This window comes from Chromohalobacter israelensis DSM 3043 (assembly GCF_000055785.1).
In the GTDB taxonomy this organism is placed as follows: Bacteria; Pseudomonadota; Gammaproteobacteria; order Pseudomonadales; family Halomonadaceae; genus Chromohalobacter; species Chromohalobacter israelensis.
The window spans coordinates 3,280,279-3,298,639 of the sequence record NC_007963.1 but is presented as its reverse complement, the minus strand read 5'-3'; the positions used below and the strand labels follow the sequence as shown (position 1 = coordinate 3,298,639).

Genomic DNA, 18,361 nt, shown 5'->3' with positions numbered 1-18,361 from the left:
ACGCCTTTATTTCAAGCACTCCCATGTCACCAAGGTGGCAGGCGACAGGCCTGGTCGGCACCGGGCGTCCGGCCGTGATATCGAAGAATCTCGGTGCGCGGCTTGAAAGGACGATGTATCGTCCCGACATTCATGAGCATGACGTGCCTGAAGCATAGACGTTCAGGTGCGTATGCCGCACGCGAGGAGTCGCGATGAACGAAGAGATGCTGTTTCCCTGGCCGGCGACCTGTCCCTACTGCGATACGGCGTTCGATCTGCTGATCGACAGTAGCGCGGGCAGCCACGAGACATGGGAGGACTGTCCTCGGTGCTGTGCGCCGATTCAAGTGCAGGTCTCGGTGTCCGAGTTCAGCGGTGAACTCGAGGATGTCACGCTGGGGCGCGACGACGACGTCTTTTGAGCATCTCGGTGTCATGCGCGGCCCCTGGCCGTGCAGGGCACGCGTCAGGTTATCGACCCGATAGGAAGTGCCTATACCATCCATTGGGGCAATCAAATTGGCATAATGGGAACCCGCCGTTAGCCTTGGCAGGGTTTCATTACAGTCATCCACCCGACTTTTCAGGAGACATGAATGAGCGTATTGGTTGGACGTCAGGTACCCGATTTTGAAGCGGCAGCGGTTCTGGGCGATGGCACCATCGTCGAAGACTTCAAGCTGTCCGAAACCAACGGCAAGCTGCGTGTCGTCTTTTTCTGGCCGCTGGACTTCACCTTTGTCTGCCCGTCAGAGATCATCGCCCACGACAACCGTCTGGCGCAGTTCCGCGAGCTGGGCGTCGAGGTGATCGGGGTGTCCATCGACTCTCAGTTCACTCACCACGCATGGCGCAAGACGCCCCACGACAAGGGCGGCATCGGTGAAGTCGGCTTCCCGATCGTGGCCGACGTCAAGCACGAGATCACGCAGGCCTTCGGCATCGAGCATCCGGAAGCCGGCGTCGCGCTGCGCGCGTCCTTCCTGATCGACGAAGACGGCGTCGTCCAGCACCAGGTCGTCAACAACCTGCCGCTGGGCCGCAACGTCGACGAGATGCTGCGCATGGTCAAGGCCCTCAAGTTCCACCAGAAGAACGGCGAAGTGTGCCCGGCAGGCTGGGACGAAGGCCAGGAAGGCATGAAGGACACCGCCGAAGGCGTCGCCAAGTACCTGGGTTCTCACTCCGACGAACTCTAAGTACCGGCGCTTGTGCAGCGAAGGGCGGCCAAACGGCCGCCCTTTGCCGTAGCGACAAGCGGCTTGTGGGATGCAGACGAGGCCTTCATCCCACAACCCGTTTTTTTCGGCCCTCACACCGGTCAGCGTATCCAGTAAGCGAGGTTTTCCATGAGCGACGTGCGTCACGAACGACTGATCATTCTCGGTTCCGGCCCCGCCGGCTACACGGCGGCCGTCTATGCGGCACGCGCCAATCTCAAGCCCCTGCTGATCACGGGCATGCAGGCGGGCGGCCAGTTGACGACCACCACCGATGTGGACAACTGGCCGGGCGATGCCGAAGGCGTGCAGGGACCGGAGCTGATGGAGCGCATGCGTAGCCATGCCGAGCGTTTCGATACCGAAGTGCTGTTCGACCATATCAACGAGGTCGAGCTGCGCGAGCGCCCGTTCGTGCTCAAGGGCGAAAACGGCACCTATAACTGCGATGCCCTGATCATTTCCACCGGGGCCAGCGCGCGCTATCTGGGCCTGCCGTCCGAAGAGAAGTTCATGGGGCAGGGCGTGTCCGCCTGCGCGACCTGCGACGGCTTCTTCTACCGTGGCCAGGAAGTCGTGGTCGTCGGCGGGGGCAACACCGCCGTCGAGGAAGCCCTGTATCTTTCCAATATCGCCTCCAAGGTGACGCTGGTGCATCGCCGCGACAGTCTGCGTGCCGAGAAGATCCTCCAGGACAAGCTGTTCGAGAAGGTCGAGAACGGCAACATGGAGGTGATCTGGAACCACACGCTCGAGGAGGTGCTGGGCGACAACACCGGCGTGACCGGCGTGCGCCTGATCTCCACCGTCGACGGGGCGTCACGGGAAATCCAGGCGCCGGGCTTGTTCGTCGCCATCGGCCACTCGCCGAATACCGGCATTTTCGAAGGGCAGCTGGAGATGAACAACGGCTACATCCGGGTCAAGTCCGGCCTCGAGGGCAATGCCACCATGACCAGCGTGCCGGGCGTCTTCGCCGCCGGCGACGTCATGGACCACGTCTACCGCCAGGCGGTCACCTCCGCGGGGACCGGCTGCATGGCGGCTCTCGATGCCGAGCGTTATCTCGACGGCCTGGAGTGATCACGGCTCGCCGCATGCACATGCCGGCATCGACCGCGCCCGCGAAGCGATTCGCGGGCGTTGGCGTGTGTGGGAGGGCGATAACCGACGGGAGGTGATGCATGCGTGTTCCGCGCGATGACGCGGCGGCCTCCATGACCTGGCTCGCCACGCTCGTCGAGGCCTGTCAGGCGCAGGATCATCGCGGCGTGGTGTGGGTCGCCGCGCCTGGCGAGCAGGCCCTGGCCAGGGCCTGCGCCATCCACCGCTCGCGCGAGTGGCATGCGCCCTTGTGGGTCGGGGAGGGCGAGCCCGGGGCGGACATGCCGGCCATCGACCGGCTGCCCATGAGTCAGGCGCGCTCGCGTCTGGGGCAGGAACACGACTTGCTGATCTTCGATGCCCGTACGCCAGGCTCGGGCTTCGATCCCGATGCCTTCGGCGCGCTGAGCGGCACCGTGCGGGCCGGCGGGTTGCTGGTCGTGCTGACGCCCGCGGAATGGGCCACCGGCACGGCGCATCCCGACAACGACTACGCACGCCTGGCGCACTGGCCGCACGATGCGCGTTCCTTGAGCGTGCACTACCTGACCCGCCTGGCGCGCGTGCTGCATCGCGACGCCGGGGTCTGGTGCTGGCCCGCCGAGCGGCGTATGCCGCGCCCCGGACGGTTGCCTTCGAGCGAGGCGTCGCCGCCGCGACCCGACGACACAGCCTGCGTGACCGCCGACCAGGCCGCTGCCGTGCATCGCCTGACACGGCTGCGTCGCCGGCGCCCCGTGGTGTTGAGTGCCGATCGTGGCCGCGGCAAGTCCGCGGCACTGGGCATTGCCGCGGCCCGGCGTTTGCAGGCGGGCGAGACGCTGCTGTGGGTCACCGCGCCGCGTCGCGCCTCGGTCGAGCCGCTGTTCGCGCGGTTGGCGGCCTTGTTTCCGCACGGACACCGGGCGGAAGGACGCTTTCAGGTCACACTGGCGTCGCGGGCGTGCGAAGTGCGCTTTCTGGCCCCGGATGCCGTGATCGAGGCCTTGAGCGCACCGGACGTCGACCGACGCGCGCCGCCTACCCTGTTCGTCGACGAGGCCGCTGCCATTCCCACACCGCTTCTCGCTCGCTGGCTGGAGGCCTTTCCCCGCCTCGCGTTCGCCACCACCGTGCACGGATACGAGGGCACCGGGCGTGGCTTTCAGATTCGGTTCTACGCACGCCTGTCCCGAGATACGCCCGATTGGCGCGAGGTTCGTCTCGCGGCACCGGTGCGCTGGGCCGAGGGCGATCCTCTGGAGCGCCTGACCCGTGACATGCTGCTGCTCGATGCCGCGCCGGCCGACGATGCCGAGGTCACGGCGGCGCTGGCGGCCTCGCCAGTGCACATTCGCTGGCTGGACCGGGCGGCGCTGGCCGAGGACGAGTCGATGCTGGCGGCACTGTTCGGACTGCTGGTGCAGGCCCATTACCGCACCACGCCCGGCGATCTGCGCCAATTGCTCGATGGTCCCGACGTGCGCCTTGCGGTGGCCTACGCCGGCACGACCTGTCTCGGCGTGTGCCAGGTACAGTCGGAAGGCGGTTTTCCCGAGGACCTGGCCGAGCGCGTGGTCCTCGGTGAGCGTCGGCCGCGGGGGCATCTGCTGGCCCAGTCGCTGGCGGCGCACGGCGGTTGGCAAGCGGCCCTGACGTCGCGTTGGTGGCGCATCATGCGCATCGCCGTGCACCCCGCCACCCGACGTCGCGGCATCGGGCGCGCCTTGGTCGAGGCGGTGGCGGAGGCAGCGCCGGCGGCGGGCATCGATCGGCTGGGCGTGAGCTTTGGTGCCGAGGCGTCGTTGATCGCCTTCTGGCACCGCCAGGGCTTCGTCTCGCTGCGCCTGGGGCTGACCCGCGACGCGGCGAGCGGCGAGCACGCCTTGATGATGGGGCGTTCGCCAGCGGGGGCGGGCGATGGGTCGCTCGAGACCTGGGCGCATGCCTTGCAAGACGCCTTGCCGGGATTGCTCGCCTTCGAGCTGAATGCGCTGGAAGGGGAGGTGGCGACGGCATTGCTGCGCGAAGGCCCGGTACCGGTGGTGTCAGCGGCGCTCGCCGCACGGCTGGCGCACTATGCGCGCGGCGCAGGAGAGTTGTCGCTCGCCCGCCCATGGCTGTGCGAGGCGTGGCTGGCCTGGTGGCGTGCACGGCCGGCAGTCGATGACGAGACGCCCTGCGAGGAGACGCGGGCGCTGCGCGAGTGGGCCAGCGTGCTGTTCCAGGGGCGCGATGCCGAGACGACGCCCTCGCGCGGCCGGCAGGCACGGCTGGCGCACTGGCGTCACATGGCCGCGGCGCTGCACCGTCGCCTGACGGCGACGGCCTGAGTGTCGCGACTGGCGGACTTGCGTTGCACGGTGCAGCGCGTAAGGTGTCATGACGCCCGGCACGTGCCGCGTCGCGCTCCCTTGATCGCGCGTCGTTACCGGGAGACGGGGCACGTGATGCCGGCGGCTCCCAACAGGACGATTTCTCATGAACGATCATCTTCTGCAACTTTCTCCCGAACCGCTGTGGCGCCATTTTCGTACGCTGTGCAACACGCCGCGCCCCTCCGGTCACGAAGCGCCCCTGATCGCCACGCTGACGGCCTGGGCCGACGCCCACGGCTTGACGCACGAGCGTGACGCCGCCGGCAACCTGTTGATCCGCAAGGCGGCGACGCCGGGCTGTGAGGCGTTGCCCGGCGTCATTCTGCAGGGCCATCTGGACATGGTGGCCCAGGCCAACGCCGAGCATCCCCACGATTTCACCCGCGACCCCATCCAGACCTATGTCGAGGAAGGCTGGCTGCATGCCCACGAGACGACACTGGGTGCCGACAACGGCATCGGCGTCGCCGCCGCATTGGCCATTCTCGAGGACGAGACGCTGCGTCATGGTCCGCTGGAGGCACTGTTCACGCTGGAGGAGGAAGCCTCGATGCGTGGCGCTCTGGAGCTCGACACGGACTGGCTGCAGGGGCGTTATCTGCTCAACCTCGATTCCGAGGACCGGGGGCAGGTGTATATCGGCTGTGCGGGCGGCGCCGACGTGGTGGTCGAGGCACGCCTGCCGACGCGGGACCTCGGCGAGCACGAAGTGGTTCGGCAGGTCGCCCTGACCGGCCTGGTGGGCGGCCATTCGGGGATCGATATCCACAAGGGGCGTGGCAACGCCAATCGCTTGCTGGTGCGCGTGCTCCGTGCCCTGGAGCCCTTCGGCGCTTGCCTGGTGGCCTATCAGGGCGGCACGTTGCGCAATGCGCTGCCGCGCGAAGCCTTCGCCAGCATCGCGTTGCCCGCCGACGAAGAGGCGGCCGTCGTCGCGCGCCTGGCCGAGTTGCAGGCCGAGCTTGCCGCTGAACTGGCGGGCGTCGACGAAGACGTGCAGCTTGCTCTGGAGCCTGCCGAGTCCGCCGCGCCGTTGACCGGCGCCGCGAGCCGTCTCTTGATCGCGGCCCTGCATGTGGCGCCGTGCGGTGTCGAACGCATGAGCGTGGAAGTGCCCGGGGTCGTGGAAACCTCCAACAATCTGGGGGTGGTCAAGCTCGACGAAGGGCGTTTCCATCTCTGTGCCCTGGTGCGTTCGCTGCGCGACAGCGCCACGCAGGATCTCGCCGATCGCTTTCGGGCACTGTTCTCGTTGATCGGCGCGGAAACGCGCGTCGAAAACGCCTATCCCGGCTGGACACCGGCGCCCGAGAGCACCCTGCTGGCGCGTTTTCGGCGCCTGCATCTCGAGCGCACCGGCGTCGACCCGGACGTCAAGGTCATCCATGCCGGACTGGAATGCGGCATTCTCGGTGGCAAGTATCCTCAGCTGGAGATGATTTCCTTCGGCCCCTTGATTCGCGGCGCCCATTCGCCGGCGGAGCGTGTCGAGATCGACTCGGTGGCCGAGTTCTGGCAAGTGCTGCGCGCGATCATCGAGGATCTGGCATCGGCGCGGGCCGCGTGAGCCACAGGAGCATCCGGCAGGCCTAGCGTGATGCCTGCCGCACCGCGTGGAGCCCCGTCTCGGAGATATAGCCACGCTCGTGGGCATGCGCCGCCATGGCGGCGCTGTCGTCGGACAGCAGCAGTTCGCAGTCGGTATGCTCGATCTCGTCGCGCAGGCGCGCGATGGCCGTCTCGCGATCGGTCTTGCGGTCGACCCGGCGAATGTAGATCGCCTTCACCCGCCCCGGGTTTTCCTTGACGATGCGGGTGTAGACCTCCGGGTCGTGCTGGCCGCTGTCGCCGATCAACACGCAGGGCAGGTCGCCGAACAGGGTGATCATCTGCGTGATCAGGTCGTACTTGTGGTCCTCGGCGCGACGCGGCCAGGGATGACGCCAGGAAATGCCCCATTCGCGCAGAAACAGGATCGGGCCGACCGGTATGTGGTTGAGCTGGAAGAAGGCTTCGAGGACCTCGTAGATGCTCCAGGGGCCTCGCGAGACATAAAGGATCGGGCGGCGTGCGTCACCCGCCGTGCCGGCGTGCAGGGCCTGGTAGAACTCGGCGACACCGGGAAAGGCCGTGCGTCGGTGCGCCTTCTCCACGAACAGGCGATACAGCATGCGCAGCTTGTCGGCGACGCCGGTGTGCATCACCGTGTCGTCGATATCGCTGATCACCATGAGGTCGGTATTGGGCGGCGGGATGTAGACGTCGGCACGCGTGCGCACGTTTTCCCGATCCGGCGTGATCACTTCCAGTTCCGCGCGATGCCAGGAAACATGCTCGTCGAGCGGGACATCGAGTGGCAGGCGCACATCGAAATATCCGTCGTGGTCGGTGGTGACGGTGGCGCTGTTCTCGCCCAGGCGGATGCGCACCTCGGCGTCGGCAAAGCCGCGCCGGGCGAGACGGCGGGTGACGTCGGCGGCATCGCGCAGCGCGCCGCGTCGTGGGATCACCCGTGCCAGACCGACCTGGCGAAAGACGCGCCCCATCAGAAAGGCTTCATGGTGCGAGCCGTACCCCCGGTACGGGTGAACGACCGGCCCGCCTTCGCCCCGGTCGGACTTCATGGGACGCGCGAACAGACGCAACAGACTCTTGGCGATGACATGCAGGCGTCGCCCGACACGCGCCATGCCACCCCGGGAGCCGACGTCACTCGCGGCGGAGGCCGCACGCAAAGCGCCCGCCTCTTGCGAGGCGGGCGTCGATTGGCGTCGATGGGCTGCCATCAGGCGTGTTGTCCGCTGTGGCGACCTTCGGCCAACTCCTCGATCAGTTTGTCGTTGAAGGCGTCCAGGTCCTTGGGCGTCCGGCTGGTGACGAGCCCGTTGTCGACCACGACCTTCTCGTCGACCCATTCGGCCCCGGCATTCTTGAGATCCTCGGCGACGGAGGCGACCGAGGTCATGCGGCGACCTTCGACGACACCGGCGTTGATCAGGATCCACGGCGCGTGGCAGATCGCCGCTACCGGCTTGCCGGCTTCGAAGAAGCCGCGGACGAAATCGAGAGCCTGGTCGTTGAGGCGCAGCTCATCGGGGTTGAACAGCCCGCCGGGCAATACCAAGGCGTGATAGTCGGTCGAGTCGACATCGCTCAATGCCTTGTCGGCCTCGTAGGTATCGCCCCAGTCGGTCTCCGCCCAGGCACGAATGCCCTTGCCGTCCGGCGATACCACATGTACTTCGACACCTTGACTGCGCAGGGCGGCACGCGGTGCGGAGAGTTCGGACTCTTCGAAACCGTGAGTGGCGAGAATGGCGACGCGTTTACCTGACTGTGCTTGACTCATCGTGACCTCCTGGTCGTGTTGCTCCATGAGTGGGCGACCGCCCCCGGACATTCCCGGTCCGGCATCGACGGCCTCATTCCACCAGTTTGGGTCATCGAGGCGGGACTTCAACCCCCGATTGCTTGCGTCGTCGCGCCGAGTGGGGGAAGGTGACGCGCGAAGTCGTTGATCGATCGTTTTCCTCGCGCGTCTGCAACCGTCGGTATCATGTCATGCCCAGCACAGTTCTAGCCCCCTCTTTCCTTCTGGCCCTCGCGGGGCTGATGGCGCTCGCCACGTTGACGCTCGGCGTAGTGTGGCGGCGTGAGCGAGGGCGCCGCGTGGCGGCGGAGCAAGAAGCCGAAAGCGTGCGGCACCGCCTCGATGAAGATGACGCGACCCGCGCCCGACTGGAGCGTGAGCTGGCCCAGAGCGATGCCCAGCTGGATGCCGCACGTGAACAGGGACTGGAGACCCAGCGCCGTCTGACGCAGTGCGAACGAGAGCTCGGCGATCGCCAGGAACAACTGGCGACGCTGCGCGAGCGCCATGGTCGCCTGGAGACACAGCGCGAGCAGGAACACGCGCATCATGCGGAAAAACTCGCCCTGCTCGAGGAAGCACGGACACGGCTCACGCAGGATTTCGAGGCCCTGGCGGGACGCATCTTCGAGGAGCGCCAGCAGGCCTTCAGCGCGCAGAGCCGGGAAAGCCTCGAGACCCTGCTGGCGCCGTTTCGCGAACAGGTCGGCGACTTTCGGGCGCGTCTCGAGGAAATTCACGGGCAGTCGCTCCGCGAGCGTTCTTCCCTCAAGACGCAGATCGAGCATCTGGCAACCTTGAACCGCCAGATCACCGAGGAGGCCTCGAATCTGACGCGGGCTCTCAAGGGCGACAAGAAGATGCAGGGCGACTGGGGCGAAGTGATGCTCGAATCGGTGCTCGAGCGCTCCGGCCTGCGCCGCGACATCGAATACAAGCGCGAAGTGTCGATCGAGGGCGATGCGGGACGTCAGCGTCCCGATGCCGTCATCTACCTGCCCGACCAGCGCCACCTGATCGTCGATGCCAAGGTCTCGCTCAATGCCTACGTGCGTTACGTCAACGCCGAGGACGATGCCACGCGCGCGCAGGCCCTACGGGCCCATGTGCAGGCTGTGCGGGGGCATATCGAAGCCCTGTCGGGGCGTGACTATCCACGGTTGCCGGGACTCAATTCACCGGATTTCGTGTTCCTGTTCATGCCCGTCGAACCGGCGTTTGCCGTCGCCTTTCAGCATGATGAAACCCTCTTCCACGATGCCTTTGCCCGCGACATCGTGGTGGTCACGCCGACCACGCTGCTGGCGAGCCTGAGAACCGTGGCCAGCCTGTGGACGCTGGAGCGTCAGAACGACAATGCCCGCGTCATCGCCGAGCGAGCGGGCAAGCTGCTCGACAAGTTTCGCGGTTTCGTGGACAGCCTCGAGGAAGTCGGGCGTCACCTGGAACGTGCCGATGGCAGCTACCGGCAAGCGATGGGACGTCTCTCCACCGGGCAGGGCAGCCTGGTCAGCCAGGCGTTGATGCTCAAGCGTCTGGGGGTGCGCATGAAGCGTGACCTGCCCGAACACCTGACGCAGGGCGTCGACGACGATTCGGAAGCTGTCTCGGAAGACGAGTCGGGGGAGCCGGGCGGCGCGGATGACGCGCGCGCGCCGGGGACCGCGCGCGACGACACGGCCGCCGACCCCTGAAACACGACGCCCGGCGCGAGGCCGGGCGTCGTCATCGTGCGGGTCGTGCCGTCAACGTGGCCATCAGCCCAGATAGGCGCTGAGCATCCACACGGTCTTTTCCTGCTCGCGGATGTAATCGCTCATCTGCGATGCGGTGCCTTCGTCGTCGGCATCGGCGGCCATGGAGTTGATCTCGCGCTGCAGCTCGAGCAGGGCCTGATAGCCTTGCACCAGCCCGCGGACGCATTCGGCGCCATCGTGCACGTTGGTGGCTTCCTGAATGCGCGACACCTTGGCGTAGTCGCTGTAGGCATGCAGCGGCTGGTGACCCAGCGTGAGGATGCGCTCGGCGACTTCGTCGACCTTGGCCAGCAGGTCGGTGTAGATTTCCTCGAACTTGGTGTGCAGTTCGAAGAAGTTCGGACCCTTCACGTTCCAGTGATAGCCGCGGGCGTTCATGTAGAAGATCTGGTAGTTGGCCAGCAGCTCGTTGAGCTTCTCGGCCAGCTGGTTGGCACTGTTCTCGTGTAGACCGATGGCGTTGATGTTGGACATGAAGCACCTCCTCGTAGGCAATGGGCAAAGTGTAGAGTGCCGACCTGGGATTGGGTAACGAATCTTTCCCATCGACGGAATAGCCTCTGTACATGAAATGCCCCTGATGATCGGATTTTTCAAGGGCAGGGGGGCAGCAGCATCGTGTCCAGGCCCGGCATTCCGCTAGTCCGGGGAGGCATGAACCCCGTGTCGGTAGCCGAGCTGCCAGAGCCGGACGAGGGTTTCGGCCCGGTCGGCGAGCAATGACGCGGTGCGGGCGAGCGCGTCCGGCAGGGACAGGGGGCCATCGGCCAGGGCGAGGGCGGCTTCGATGCCCTCGTCGTGGACCGCTCGCCATCCGTCGCCGAGACGCCCCGCGAGCGCGACGGTGGGTACGCCGTGGCGGCGCGCCAGGCGGGCGATGCCCACCGGTGTCTTGCCGGACAGGCTCTGCCCGTCGAGCTGGCCTTCACCGGTGATGACCAGACTGGCCTCCGTCAGCAAGCGATCAAAGCCGACCTGTTCCATGACCAGTTCGATGCCGGGTTTCAAGCGGGCGCCGAGGAAGGCGGCGGCCGCGAATCCCATGCCCCCGGCGGCGCCAGCGCCCGCCAGTGTGCGGTGATCCTCGCCGAGCGCGTCGGCGGCATGCTCGGCGAAATGCGCCAGGGCCGCATCGAGACGTGCCACGTCCTCGGGGGTGGCGCCCTTCTGGGGACCGAAGACCGCGCTGGCGCCACGCTCGCCGAGCAGGGGGTTGTCGACATCCACGGCGGTATCCACCGCCAGTGAGGCCAGGCGCGGGTCCAGTCCGGTCAGGTCGAGCCGGGCGAGCGATGCCAGGGCCGCGCCGCCCGGCGGCAAGGGATGGTCCTCGTTGTCGAGCAGGCGGGCGCCCAGGGCCTCGAGCATCCCTGCACCGGCGTCGTTGGTAGCGCTGCCGCCGAGAGTGAGAATCAAGCGTTCTGCGCCGGTATCGAGAGCGGCACGAATCAGCTCGCCGACACCGAACGTCGTGCTGTTCAGCGCGCTGCGTTCCTCCTGGCGCAGTGGTTGCAGGCCACTGGCTTCGGCGAGCTCCACATAGGCCGTACGGCTATCGACGTGCCATCCCCAGGCAGCCTCGATCGGCCGCCCCAGCGCATCGTGGACCCGGGCGCTGCGGCGTTCGGCGCCCGTGGCGGCCAGCAAGGCATCCAGGGTCCCTTCGCCACCGTCACCCATGGGGCACTCCACCAGACTGTCGCGGGACACGACCCGGGCGCAGCCGGCGGCGATGGCGGCGGCGGCGTCGCGGGCCGACAGGGCATCCTTGTAACTATCCGGGGCAATGACGATCTTCATGGGCCGGCCTCTTCAGTGGTCCCCGCCGCGCGGCTGGGGATGGCAAGATAAGATGTAACGTGCTGCACCCTGCGATGCCAGCCTAGCGCATGCGAAGCGACGCGGGAATCCGCCGACCCTGCCACACTGACGCAAGCCATGGGGTTGGCTACGCTCTCGAGAGAGCGCGTGAAAGCAGTGAAGGCGTCGGACGCGTCAGCGTCTTGGCTGGTGAATGGCGGCACATCGGATGAGAACGCGAAGATGAAACCTTGGTGGCTGTTGCTGGTAGCGGGGCTGGGCGGTTGTCAAAACATGGCGGCCTATGACCCCTTGGGGCGCGATGTCGGTTCGCCGTTGCCCGAAGCGTGTCAGTGGCCGGCGGAGGCGGATGCCACGGCCCGGGTGCGGGCCACGGTCGAGGCCCTGGAAGCGCAGGGCTATCGGATCGAGACCACCGAGGTCGCGTTGGGGCTGGTGAGTGCCGAGCGCAGCGCGGCACAGCCGGGGCTGGGGGCCGTGGATCGCCCGTTCTGGGGCCGCAGCGGGTTCTGGGGCTACTACGGCATGGGGAGTCGCCATGGGTATTCGCTGGGGTATGCACAGCGCTTCGGCGGCGATCCGGTGCGTATCCAGCGGGTCTCGGTGGTGGCCGCCGACGATGTCGTGAGGGTCACGCGCGACTCGCGCGTGGTCGATATCGACGGGTACCTGATCGATGCCCGCCCGGACAACAGTGCCGCCTTCTGCGCTTCGCTCCGCGAGGCCATCGACCTGCGCCTGCGCGAAGAAGGAGCCACGTCATGATGCGACTGGTCGCAACGCTGATCGTCATGCTGGGGCTGGTGGGCTGCGCGACGTCGCCGCAGCCGCCACAGCCGCGGGAAATCGTCGTGCGTGCCGAGCCGCAGGCGGCCCTCGAGGCCGGCGTGGCGATGCTGGCGTCGCGCGGTTTCGTGATTCGCCGCGCCGATGCCGAGCTCGGCGACGTCGAGGCCGTGCTGGCCTCGCGTCCTCCGTTGACGGTGCGCTATCGCCTCGATGCCACGCCGGCGGGCACGCGTATCGCACTGTCGGGCCGGCGTGGCGGGCAACCGGTGGCGCCATACGTCTTCGATACGCTGCTCGTCGACATCCAGGCGCGACTCGGCGAGTCGCCCTGAGGCGCGCTCCGGATCACGGCGTCGCCGGATCGAGCGAGGCCAGCATGCCGCGCAGCTCGGCAAGCGTCGAGGCAAGCGCGTCGGCGGTGTACGGATGCGGTGCGGCGTGCCCCCATACCGGGCCCGGCCAGGCAGGATCGGCAGCATGGCGTACAATCACGTGCAGATGCAGCTGCGCGACCTGGTTGCCGAGCGTGGCCAGGTTGAGCTTGTCGCCGCGATAGTGGGTCATCAGGCGGCGCCCGGTCTCGCTGGCTTCGCGCCACATCGCGGCCTGATCGTCGCCGGACAGCTCGTAGACCTCGCGGATATCGGCACGACGTGGCACCAGCACCAGCCAGGGATAGCGAGCATCGTCGTTGAGGCGTACCTGGCACAACGGCAGGTCGACGACATGGTGAGAGTCCGCCGCCAGGCGAGGGTGCAGCGAGAAGTCGGTCATGCGAGCGCTCCTGAAAATCGTCGTAAAGTGTGCTGGCTATGCTAACGTTAGGTTACACGGCAAGAGGCCGTGTTTCCGCTAGATCAGGGTGATTCCAGGAGAAAGGCATGAAGCGTACAACGGTTGCGATCTTGGGTTTGCTGTTGCTGGTGGCGCTGAGTGGATGCAATACCATCCAGGGCGCGGGTGAGGATATCGAGCGTGGCGGTGAAGCGGTTCAGGATGCCGCTTCCTGAACCGATGTCGCTCAAAGGATGCATGGCGGCGCCAGCTTTGCTACGTTGTGGGCGAACCGCCATGTCGGCGGATAGCGTTGCCCGAGCAAACGGGTACATGGACCGGCGGGACTTTTCCCGCTTGATGACGTGAAGGAGACACGACAATGAAACGGATGCTGGCTTTTTCCCTGCTGCTGATGTTCACCGCTGGCGCAATCAGCGGCTGCAACACTTTCGAGGGTGCAGGTGAAGACATCGAGCAAGGCGGCGAAGAAGTGCAAGAAGCCGCAGATTGATGCTTGCGATCGCCGCCCCGACAGGGGCGGCGATTGGCCTGAGCCCGGGGCGCTCCCGTCCTTCTGCCCCATTCCTCCCTCGCGATCTTCCCAGGCCGTTTGCTGGCCTTTCCGTCTATCCCATTCTTCCTAACTACTGCGTCGCACCACTCGCGCCGAACGAAAAACGTCGTTCCAGGCGTTCGAATGCCAGGTCGGTGACGATGGCGAGCAAGCCCACCAATAACGCGCCTTGAATCACGTACGGCAGGTTATTGCCGACCAGCCCGGCGATGATCGGGGTACCCAGCGTGGTGGCGCCCACCGTGGACCCGATGGTGGCCGTGCCGATGTTGATGATCACCGAGACACGCACGCCGGCGACGATGACGCGCATCGCCAGCGGCAGCTCGATGTGCCAGAGAATCTGCCAGGCGCTCATGCCGTTGCCGCGTGCCGCTTCGAGGGTTTGGGGCGGCACCGTGCCCAGACCGGCAACGGTGTTCTGCACCACGGGCAACAGCCCGTAGAGGACCAGCGCCACCAGCGTGGGCACGAAGCCGAAACCCGCCAGGGGCACGACGATGGCGAGTACCGCTGCCGGGGGAAACGTCTGGCCGATGGCCGCCAGCGTCGAGACCAGCGGAGCGAACTCGCGCCCCGCCGGGCGCGTGACGAACAGACCCGCGCCGACGCCCACGCTCACCGAAATGAGCGAGGACACCAGGACCAGCGCCACATGGGCCAGCGTCAGGTTGAGGAAGCTCTCGCGCTCGTACATGGCCGGGTTCTGGTCGGGAAACCAGGCGCGGAACCAGGGCGCCAACTGCTCCATGCCCACGACCAGCGTCACCAGCAATACGCCGAGAACGATCAGCAGCACGCTGCGCGGCGCCAGACGTGGCATCGTGCGGCGTGTCATGGGCGATGCCCCATGACGCCGGCCATCGTCACCTCGCCCAGCAAGCGTCCCTGGTCGTCGAGCACCGGCAGGGCCGTGACGCGAAACCATACCATGCGCGACAGCGCTTCCTTCATGGACATGTCCGGCGTGGCCGTCCATTCGCCGTTGACGTCGGTGCGTACGGTCGCGGGCTCTTCCAGCCGCCCGCCGATGAGTGCCAGGGGCCGATTGTCGGCATCCACCTGCCAGGTGGGGCGCGCGTGGGTGGTGGCCGCTTGCGTGATCGTGGCTTCGCGCGTGCCCTGGACGGGCTGACAGTACTGCTCGACCCGGCGCCGCGAGAGCAGCTTGAGCCCCAGGTCGGCGCGACCGATGAAGTCGCGGACGAAATCGTTGGCAGGGTCGACGAGGAGTTCCGCTGGGCGATCGTATTGCACGAGCCGGCCGCCATTGAGCAGGGCCACGCGGGAAGCCAGGCGCAGGGCCTCGTCCATGTCGTGGGTGACGAAGACGATGGTCTTGCCGGTCTGGCGATGCACGCGGGCCAGCTCGACCTGCAAGGCGTCGCGCGTCAATGGGTCGACGGCGCCGAAGGGCTCGTCCATCAGCAGCACATCGGGGTCGGCGGCCAGCGCACGGGCCACGCCGACGCGTTGTGCCTGCCCGCCCGAGAGCTGGTGGGGATACTTGTCGCGCAGATCGTCGGCGTCGAGCTGAAACAGCGCCAGCAATTCATCGACACGGGCGTTGATCCGTGACGTGGACCACTTCAGCAACCTGGGCACGGTCGCGATGTTCTCGGCGACGCGCCAATGGGGAAACAGTCCGGTCGACTGGATGGCGTAACCGATCCGGCGACGCAGAAGCTCCGGCGGCAGGGTAGTGACATCCTCGCCGCCTACCAGGATCCGCCCCTCGCTATGCGTGATCAGGCGGTTGATCATCTTCAGCGTGGTCGATTTGCCGCATCCCGAGGGGCCGATGAGCACGCAGAACTCTCCCTGCTCGACGGTAAGGGAAATGTCGTCGACGACCCGCGAGCCCCCATAGCGCTTGGTCAGTCCCTGAAGTTCGATCATCTGTACTACCTGTCAGCGAGTACCGGCCGGCTGACTCAGCGCGACCAGCATCTGCAGCATGAAATCGGCGATCACCGCCAGCACGATGGTGGGGATCGCGCCGAGCAGGACCAGGTCGATGGCGTATTGGCCGAGCCCCTGGAAGATGAAGGCACCCAGCCCGCCGGCACCGATCAGGGCCGCCACCACGGTCAGGCCGATGGCCTGCACGGTGACGATGCGCAGCCCCGAGAGCATGACCGGCAGCGCCAGCGGGATTTCCACGCGCCACAGCACCTGGCGCTGGGTCATGCCCATGCCGCGAGCGGCTTCCACGGTCGCCGGCGGCACGCCCTTGAGGCCGGCATGGGTGTTGCGCACCACGGGCAGCAGGGCATACATCACCAGGGCGATGATGGCTGGTGCCGCGCCGATGCCCTTGATGCCCAGCTCGGCGAGGAACGGAAAGGCATTGCCCAGTGCCGAGAGAGGAGCGACGAGCAGGGCGAACAGTGCGATGGAAGGAATCGTCTGGAAGACGTTCAGCACGCTGAACAGCGTCCCCCGCACCCGGGCGCTGCGGTGCGCCAGCAGCCCCAGGGGCACGCCGATCGCCAAGGCCGGTCCCAGCGCGGCGCCCACCAGCCCCAGGTGCGTGAGCAGCTGGTCGCTGAAGGTGTCACGGATGTTGGCATACTCGCGCATGATCGAGAGCTCGCGAAAATGTCCGCTGGCCAGCAGGAATGCCACTGCGCCGCCCGCCAGCGCGGCGTATCCCAGGCGTGTGATCCAGCCGCTGGCGTGACGCTGCAAGGTATCGATGGCCGCCAGCGCACAGCAGAACACAATGACCCAGAAAGCGGCCCCCTGCGAGACGCGCGCCGATGGCGAGCGCTCGGCAAGCGTGCGCTGGGCATAGTCGCCCAGCGCGTACAAGGTGATCAGCAGGAGCGCGAGGCTCGCCGTGAGCGTCACGCCATGCGCTAACCGGCGCGACAATGGACGCTGCAGCGCCGCCAGCCCCAGCATGACGGTCAGCACGAGCATGCCGGCGGCTTGCCACGTGGTCAGGGCGCCGCCGAGCGACACCGACTGGCCCGAGGCCAAGCGATTGGGCGACATCGACGCGAAGGGCAGCAGCCACGCCGCGGCCAGCCCCGCGATCAACAGCGTGACGAGCACGCGGTTGGCGAGCAGGCGGCCGGCGCCGATCGTTGAAACGGCGGGAGACGTCACGCGTGGCGCTTAGTCGAGCAGGTCTTGCGATTCGAGGTAATCGCGTGCGACGTCACTCGCCGGCATGCCATCTACCTGAATGCGGCTGTTGAGGGTCTGCAGCGTCTCGCGGTCGAGTCCCTCGAACAAGGGGCCGAGCAGCTCCGGAATCTCGGGGTAGGCGTCGAGCGTCGCCTGGCGGATCACCGGCGCCGGCGCATAGACCATCTGTACGCCCTGGGTATCGTCCATGACCCTGAGGTCGGCCGCGGCGATCGCGCCATCGGTGCCGTAGACCATCGCCGCGTTGGTACCGCTGGTATTATTGGCCGCCGCGCGGATGGTGGCGGCCGTGTTGCCGCCGGAAAGCACCAGCAGTTGCTCCTGGTCGAGCGTGAAGTCGTACGCACGCTGGAAGCTGGGCAGGGCGGCATCGCTCTCCACGAACTCCGCCGAGCCGGCGAGTTTCACCTCGCCTCCGTCGCGTACCCAGGCCGCGAAGTCCTGCATGGTGGAGAGATCGTGCTCGTCGGCGATATCCCGACGCAGGGCGATCGCCCAGGTGTTGTTGGCCGGTGCGGGTGTCAGCCAGACGAGATCGTTGTGCTGCTTGTCGTAGGCACGGATCTTCTCGTAGCCCGCCTCGGCCTGTTTCCAGGCCGGATCGTCGGTAGTCTGGGTGAAGAAGGCGCCGTTGCCGGTGTACTCGGGATACAGGTCGATCTCGTCTTCCAGCAGGGCGCTGCGCACGATGTTGGTGGGTCCGAGCTGGAGGTTTTCCTCCACGGGAACGTCGGCATGCTCCAGGAGCTGGACCATCATGTTGCCCAGCAAGGCCCCCTCGGTGTCGATCTTCGAGGATACCCGTACCGGGTCGGCGGCGAAGACCGGCGATATCGACAGCGCGGTGACGGCCGCCAGGCCAAGCACGCGGGTGGCGAGGTGTTGAAACGTTCCGGGCATGATTCCTGACTCCTTGGAAATGACGGGTCGCGACGATTCGAACCTTGAGTCTAGCATCCTCGGCTTGCGCGGCGAGAGGGAATGCGCTTGGCGACAAGTGTCGGCCTCGGATACGCTGCTCCCACATACGCGACGACACGGAGGCAGCATGTACAGAATCGGTTTGGGCGGTGCCCTGTTGACCATCTTGCTGGCGGGTTGCAGCGCCGGGCAGACGCCGGACGAGGCGCCCACGCCGCCATCGACGTCGCAACGCGATGCCTGTGGCGCCGATGCGCTGAACGACTATCAGGGACGGCGTGCCACCGAGAGCACGCTGGCGCGGTTGGAGGAGGCGAGCGATGCCGAGCGCGTGCGCGTCGTCGGTCCCAACCAGGCGGTGACGATGGATTACCGGGCCCAGCGCCTCAACGTCAAGCTCGACGACCGACAGCGTATCGTCGAGCTCACCTGCGGCTAGTCGCGGCGGCGCAAGCCATCCGCATGCGTCGCCTCGCGGACGGATTTCGGGTTACGCTGCATGCGTTCATGAGTCACGCGATCGAGGAGGTCGC

20 protein-coding genes are annotated in these 18,361 nt (G+C 66.7%); 11 read left to right on the top strand and 9 right to left on the bottom strand.

Annotated features, from left to right (window positions below; translation table 11 throughout):
* Positions 1 to 194: 194 nt before the first annotated feature.
* The 5 genes from CSAL_RS14965 to CSAL_RS14945 all read left to right on the top strand — a co-directional run bounded on the left by CSAL_RS14965 (position 195) and on the right by CSAL_RS14945 (position 6,230).
* Positions 195 to 404, top strand: a complete 210-nt coding sequence (locus tag CSAL_RS14965; protein WP_011508252.1) for a CPXCG motif-containing cysteine-rich protein — start codon at positions 195 to 197, stop codon at positions 402 to 404.
* A 174-nt stretch (positions 405 to 578) separates the two neighbouring features.
* Positions 579 to 1,181, top strand: coding sequence for a peroxiredoxin (locus CSAL_RS14960; protein ID WP_011508251.1), 603 nt, complete (start codon positions 579 to 581; stop codon positions 1,179 to 1,181).
* Between the two features lie 150 nt (positions 1,182 to 1,331).
* Complete coding sequence (gene trxB / locus CSAL_RS14955; RefSeq protein ID WP_011508250.1) at positions 1,332 to 2,285, top strand: thioredoxin-disulfide reductase; 954 nt, start codon at positions 1,332 to 1,334, stop codon at positions 2,283 to 2,285.
* Positions 2,286 to 2,386: 101 nt separating this feature from the next.
* Entirely contained in the window at positions 2,387 to 4,618 is a 2,232-nt protein-coding gene (locus tag CSAL_RS14950) for a tRNA(Met) cytidine acetyltransferase TmcA (RefSeq protein ID WP_011508249.1), read from the top strand.
* 148 nt (positions 4,619 to 4,766) lie between these two features.
* The gene (locus CSAL_RS14945) at positions 4,767 to 6,230 is read left to right on the top strand and encodes an aminoacyl-histidine dipeptidase (protein WP_011508248.1); all 1,464 of its coding nucleotides are present in this window, start codon (positions 4,767 to 4,769) and stop codon (positions 6,228 to 6,230) included.
* 22 nt (positions 6,231 to 6,252) lie between these two features.
* Here the strand turns inward: CSAL_RS14945 and CSAL_RS14940 are convergent, their stop codons facing one another.
* Together CSAL_RS14940 and CSAL_RS14935 are read right to left on the bottom strand one after the other, a co-directional pair.
* A complete protein-coding gene (locus CSAL_RS14940; protein ID WP_011508247.1) occupies positions 6,253 to 7,449 on the bottom strand; it encodes an App1 family protein phosphatidate phosphatase in 1,197 nt (398 codons plus the stop codon).
* On the bottom strand, positions 7,449 to 8,012 hold the full coding sequence (locus tag CSAL_RS14935; protein ID WP_043558637.1) for a type 1 glutamine amidotransferase domain-containing protein: 564 nt from the start codon (positions 8,010 to 8,012) through the stop codon (positions 7,449 to 7,451). The genes CSAL_RS14940 and CSAL_RS14935 overlap by 1 nt, the downstream gene beginning before the upstream one ends.
* 212 nt (positions 8,013 to 8,224) lie before the next feature.
* On the opposite strand from CSAL_RS14935, the gene CSAL_RS14930 reads away from it, so the two are divergent.
* Positions 8,225 to 9,727: a DNA recombination protein RmuC gene (locus CSAL_RS14930; RefSeq protein WP_011508245.1), complete on the top strand. Its 1,503-nt coding sequence runs from the start codon at positions 8,225 to 8,227 to the stop codon at positions 9,725 to 9,727.
* A gap of 63 nt (positions 9,728 to 9,790) precedes the next feature.
* On the opposite strand, the gene CSAL_RS14925 is transcribed toward CSAL_RS14930, so the two are convergent.
* A complete protein-coding gene (locus CSAL_RS14925) occupies positions 9,791 to 10,264 on the bottom strand; it encodes a Dps family protein (protein ID WP_011508244.1) in 474 nt (157 codons plus the stop codon).
* 165 nt (positions 10,265 to 10,429) lie between these two features.
* Entirely contained in the window at positions 10,430 to 11,590 is a 1,161-nt protein-coding gene (locus CSAL_RS14920) for a glycerate kinase (RefSeq protein ID WP_011508243.1), read from the bottom strand.
* Positions 11,591 to 11,833: 243 nt separating this feature from the next.
* On the opposite strand from CSAL_RS14920, the gene CSAL_RS14915 reads away from it, so the two are divergent.
* Positions 11,834 to 12,376, top strand: a complete 543-nt coding sequence (locus tag CSAL_RS14915) for a hypothetical protein (protein ID WP_043558635.1) — start codon at positions 11,834 to 11,836, stop codon at positions 12,374 to 12,376.
* Positions 12,373 to 12,732: a hypothetical protein gene (locus CSAL_RS14910; RefSeq protein WP_011508241.1), complete on the top strand. Its 360-nt coding sequence runs from the start codon at positions 12,373 to 12,375 to the stop codon at positions 12,730 to 12,732. The genes CSAL_RS14915 and CSAL_RS14910 overlap by 4 nt, the downstream gene beginning before the upstream one ends.
* A 13-nt stretch (positions 12,733 to 12,745) precedes the next feature.
* On the opposite strand, the gene CSAL_RS14905 is transcribed toward CSAL_RS14910, so the two are convergent.
* Complete coding sequence (locus tag CSAL_RS14905; protein WP_011508240.1) at positions 12,746 to 13,174, bottom strand: HIT domain-containing protein; 429 nt, start codon at positions 13,172 to 13,174, stop codon at positions 12,746 to 12,748.
* 107 nt (positions 13,175 to 13,281) lie between these two features.
* On the opposite strand from CSAL_RS14905, the gene CSAL_RS17040 reads away from it, so the two are divergent.
* Both CSAL_RS17040 and CSAL_RS14900 read left to right on the top strand, forming a co-directional pair.
* Entirely contained in the window at positions 13,282 to 13,410 is a 129-nt protein-coding gene (locus CSAL_RS17040; RefSeq protein WP_050934549.1) for an entericidin A/B family lipoprotein, read from the top strand.
* A gap of 146 nt (positions 13,411 to 13,556) precedes the next feature.
* Complete coding sequence (locus CSAL_RS14900; RefSeq protein WP_011508238.1) at positions 13,557 to 13,688, top strand: entericidin A/B family lipoprotein; 132 nt, start codon at positions 13,557 to 13,559, stop codon at positions 13,686 to 13,688.
* 133 nt (positions 13,689 to 13,821) lie between these two features.
* Here the strand turns inward: CSAL_RS14900 and CSAL_RS14895 are convergent, their stop codons facing one another.
* Genes CSAL_RS14895 through osmF form a run of 4 tightly spaced genes read right to left on the bottom strand, consistent with a single transcriptional unit; the run spans position 13,822 to position 17,807 of the window.
* On the bottom strand, positions 13,822 to 14,589 hold the full coding sequence (locus CSAL_RS14895; protein WP_011508237.1) for an ABC transporter permease: 768 nt from the start codon (positions 14,587 to 14,589) through the stop codon (positions 13,822 to 13,824).
* A complete protein-coding gene (locus tag CSAL_RS14890) occupies positions 14,586 to 15,650 on the bottom strand; it encodes an ABC transporter ATP-binding protein (RefSeq protein WP_011508236.1) in 1,065 nt (354 codons plus the stop codon). Before CSAL_RS14890 ends, CSAL_RS14895 begins: the two co-directional genes overlap by 4 nt.
* Before the next feature lie 12 nt (positions 15,651 to 15,662).
* Positions 15,663 to 16,865: an ABC transporter permease gene (locus tag CSAL_RS14885; protein WP_011508235.1), complete on the bottom strand. Its 1,203-nt coding sequence runs from the start codon at positions 16,863 to 16,865 to the stop codon at positions 15,663 to 15,665.
* Between the two features lie 9 nt (positions 16,866 to 16,874).
* Complete coding sequence (gene osmF / locus CSAL_RS14880) at positions 16,875 to 17,807, bottom strand: glycine betaine ABC transporter substrate-binding protein OsmF (RefSeq protein WP_011508234.1); 933 nt, start codon at positions 17,805 to 17,807, stop codon at positions 16,875 to 16,877.
* A 148-nt stretch (positions 17,808 to 17,955) separates the two neighbouring features.
* On the opposite strand from osmF, the gene CSAL_RS14875 reads away from it, so the two are divergent.
* Positions 17,956 to 18,267 carry an I78 family peptidase inhibitor gene (locus tag CSAL_RS14875; protein WP_011508233.1) on the top strand — a complete coding sequence of 104 codons (312 nt, stop codon included), beginning with the start codon at positions 17,956 to 17,958 and terminating at the stop codon, positions 18,265 to 18,267.
* Positions 18,268 to 18,361 lie beyond the last annotated feature (94 nt).